The following is a 4,051-nucleotide window of genomic DNA, read 5'->3' as shown; positions in this document are numbered from 1 at the left end:
CTACTACCTTATCCTTAGCACAATGATTATTGGTCTAATGTTAAGTTTTTCACGAAGTGGAATGATTGCTATGGTTCTTATCGTACTCGTAAGATTCTCAAGTAGTTGGAATATGAAAAGTTGGTTAAGACTTGGAGTTTGTATGGTTCTTGTGACTATTGGATTGGGTATACTGTTAATCTATAGTGATACAGGAGTTGAAAGCTGGCTACTACATGGTAAATTTGATGGCAGATTAGTTGGTTCTGATTCTGTCAGAATTAATCATCTAAAGGAATCAATTCAAGCAATTACTGATAAACCGCTCGGCTATGGTTTGGGCACAGCTGGGGCTAGTGCTTATCAACTCAAGTCTGGATTTGTACCAGAGAATAGTTTTCTGCAAGAAATGATTCAAGTTGGCATCCTGGGAGCAATCTTGATTTTTTTGGTTTATTTTCGGATTTTTGAATACGCTTATCATCAACGAGGGAGAATAATAATCGGATTAGCATTGGGTTATCTTGTAATTAATAGCTTATTACACGGGTTTAGCGATGCAAGTCTGGCTGTAGTTTTATTTGCTTATCTTGGAAGTAAGGTAAAGATCAGTGACTAAAGTAGCAATAGCTCATGATTTTCTCGCACATAAAGACGGAGGGGCTGAGAGGGTCTTGCGTCAATTAATCAAGCTGTATCCAGAAGCTGATATCTTAACCCTAACCTTTGATCCAGATCGATTTCAAGATCTTGATTCAAGTAAAGTTAAGGCAAGCTGGTTAAGTCGCTTACCCAAAGCTTTAAAGCAAAACCCAAAATACCTCCTGTTTCTAATTAGATCTGGATTGAAAAGTTTACCTTCCAAACAATACGACTTATTAATTATTAATTCATCTGGGTGGACTAAAAATCTAGCAAAGAAACCTGGTGCCACCAAGATTGTTTATTGTAACTCACCAAACCGTTTGATTTGGGATAGCTGGCCTAGTTATTTTGTTGAGAATTTGGAAAAATTATCAATATTTGCTAGGCCAACATTTCTCTTGCTCAATGTTTATATTTCTCAATTGAGGCTCTGGGATTATCATGCCAATCAAGATATCGATAAGTTGGTTGCCAATAGTAGCTATATAGCTAAAAGGATCTCAAAATATTACAAAAAAAGTGTACAGATTATTCATCCGCCAGTAGAGTTGATTAAAAATCCAAACTTGAAACCCAGTCCACAATTATCTGATCAAGTTGATCTGTCCAGGCCGTATTTTATATATTTGGGAGTTCTTAGTAGATATAAACTAGTTGATCAGGTGGTCGAGGCTTTTAAATTGCTCGGAGATGATTATAGGCTATTAGTTGTAGGTGATGGTCCTGAAAAATCTCAACTGGAAGACCTTGCAAAAGATCTAGACAATATTATTTTTCTAGGTTGGGTTTCAGAAGAGGACAAACTGATACTTTTAGCCAAAGCAAAGGCATTTATTTTTCCAAGTATTGAAGACTTCGGGATCACCCCAATCGAAGCTCTCAGTCAAGCTACTCCCGTAATTGCTAGGAATGCTGGTGGTCTCAAGGAGACTATTAAACCCAAAACTGGTATCCTGCTTGATCTGATTAGCCCCAGTAGCTTAGCTAGCACAATAAAAGAGTTTGATCCCAGTGATTTCTCAGACACTTTGATGAAACAAGTTGCAGTAGATTATTCACCAGAGAATTTTATTAGACAATTCGAGGTATTGACTAGTAGTTTTGATTTTTCTTCCCTGGCAAGAGTCAAGATATTTGACTGGATGATAGACCCGATAACAATCAATCAATTACTCGAAAAAATTAAATCCAGACTTGATCAGTCAGGTCAAAATAACCAACCTCTAGTGATAATCAAACCCTATGTTGAACATTTCAATCCTAACAATTTTAGTCAAAACGAAATAGAGCAGCTTAATCAAATCGGTATAATAGTACCAGATGGAGTTGCTTTACAATGGGCTGGGACTTATTTAACCCTGTATAAACCTAACTTAATCGATCTCTTTAAGAGTCTATTTGAACTGATTTCTAACCCAACTAAGTTTAGTCGAGTTCTTCCAGAGAAGTTTGCAGGCAATGATTTCACTCTACCACTTATGAGATATGCTCATAAAAATCAGCTTAAGATCAGTACTATTGGCGGAGATGACCCTAAATCAAGAGTGGATCAGCTCAATCAAATTTTTGGCAAATTCAATCATTTGCAGGTTTTAGATGGGTATTATTCAGAGGATCAGGAGCTAGAAATAATTGAGAAGATCAATAAGTTTTGTCCCGATATTTTATTTGTAGCTACGGGGCTTGGCAAGCAAGAAAAGTTTATTCTAAAATATCATAAGGTAATAACAGCCAAAGTGATCGTCGCAGAGGGTGGTAGTTTTGATTATGATAGTCTTGGTGGTGATCATAAACGAGCACCCGCAATACTTCGTAAGCACAATCTTGAATGGGCCTGGAGACTCTTAACTAGCCCAAGTGGTACATCGTCTACTAGATTAAAAAGACAATTATTTATCCCAAGGTTTATCTGGAGAGTGCATCAAGAATCTAGGCGTAATTCCTAATATTGAGGTGACACCTTACAAACTGTAGTGTTTATTGTGTACTTTAGTTATAGAGCTAGAATATCAACTCGAAAATACCTCAAGGTGTCACCTCGACTAATCTGGTAGCTAAATACATATTTAATTTTTTGTAAAAATATATTTTTTGCTTTCCTGATAGGAATTAATGGCAGAAGGTGTCTCCTTGCGAGTGGGGCTAGTCTACTATATAATGATTTGTATAAACGTAAGAATTATAAAAGGAAAAGCTATGCAACCAAATTACCAACAACCGCAACAACCAAACTACAATGGCGGTCAGCCTCAGCCCGGACAACCTATAAGGCCCCAGATCAATCAACCGACTAGGCCTCAGATTCGTTCAGTTTCAGGAGTCCAGCCACCACTAGGTCAAGTACCAAGAAGACCGGTTGGTTCACCACAGGTTCAACCTAGACCTGCAGCTCCGTATACAGGCGTAATGGGGCAGACAATGCCAAATCAATCTGTAGCTCCAAATTCGCAAAGTCCCGCAGTCAATTCGCAATACCCAGTCGGTTCTGTAGCCCCAGCCAGTCAAGTAAATCAAAGCATGATTGGCAACTTGGCTGACAAGGTAGATGACCTTTCTAGTGAGCCAGAAGTTGTAATTTCCCACAATAGAGCGAGTGCTCCAAAAAGGTTTCTAATATGGTTGTTTACTATCATAGTTTCGGTAGGGCTAGCACTGGGGGTAGGATATTATTTGATATTTAATTATCTGGGATTTCCAACCAAGGATGAAATTACCCAGCTTACTGATCAGGTTAAGACCAATGGAGAGTTTATTAAGTCTCTGGAGGCTAATATTGCTCAGTTCTCAGGCAATATTGCTAGTCAGCAAACCAGTGAGTATAGTAATTCTCAGTTTAAACTTAGCTTCAAATATCCAAAAGACTATGGAGAAATTAACATCGTTGATCAGTATAAAACAGTTTTTGGATTTAGTGGTAAAAGTGCTATTAGTTTCGGTATCACAGAAGCTGATGCTAGTAGTTGGACTGTCTATAACTTAGCTGGAGTTTATCAAGATCAAGGCAATTATAAACTTGCGCTTGATGATTCAACCTCAGAAGGGGTGACTCAAGCCAATCAGGCTTTAGATTTGACTAATCCAACCGTGATTGAATCCACCAATGGTTTTAGTATTTACCAGTTTAGTGCTGAGAACTTGAATGCGGATCAAATGGCTGAATACGGTCTTGATATTAAGGGTAGGGTCTATTTGGTAAATTTACCAAATAATTCTCAATATAGCGCTTTTGTGATCAATGATCAAACTGGGTCTGAAGATATTTCAAGCTTACTTTCTAGTCTCAAGCTCGAATAAAATTGACGGAAAATTCCCACCAATAATACAACACCCGTATAATCTTTGTTAGATAATTAATTAACAAGGAAGGAGTGTCGCTATGCGAATGCTATCACATAGCTTGGAATATGCACCAAGCAGGGATAAGAGT

3 protein-coding genes are annotated in these 4,051 nt (G+C 37.8%); all 3 read left to right on the top strand.

From position 1 onward, the window contains the following. The coding region (locus tag KA531_04020; GenBank protein MBP6006034.1) for an O-antigen ligase family protein at window positions 1-598 on the top strand (598 nt) is incomplete at its 5' end. Next, window positions 591-2,570: a WecB/TagA/CpsF family glycosyltransferase gene (locus KA531_04015; protein ID MBP6006033.1), complete on the top strand. Its 1,980-nt coding sequence runs from the start codon at window positions 591-593 to the stop codon at window positions 2,568-2,570. The genes KA531_04020 and KA531_04015, both read left to right, overlap by 8 nt. 250 nt (window positions 2,571-2,820) lie before the next feature. Further along, window positions 2,821-3,918, top strand: coding sequence for a hypothetical protein (locus KA531_04010; GenBank protein ID MBP6006032.1), 1,098 nt, complete (start codon window positions 2,821-2,823; stop codon window positions 3,916-3,918). Window positions 3,919-4,051 lie beyond the last annotated feature (133 nt).

This window comes from Candidatus Saccharibacteria bacterium (genome assembly GCA_017983775.1).
Classification (GTDB): domain Bacteria; phylum Patescibacteriota; class Saccharimonadia; order JAGOAT01; family JAGOAT01; genus JAGOAT01.
Note: the sequence above shows the minus strand (reverse complement) of the source record. Positions and strands in the feature narration are given on the sequence as shown.

Bases quoted from the DNA above. Each gene is read 5' to 3' on its own strand.
- KA531_04010 (MBP6006032.1), top strand. From the start codon at position 2,821: ATGCAACCAAATTACCAACAACCGCAACAACCAAACTACAATGGCGGT.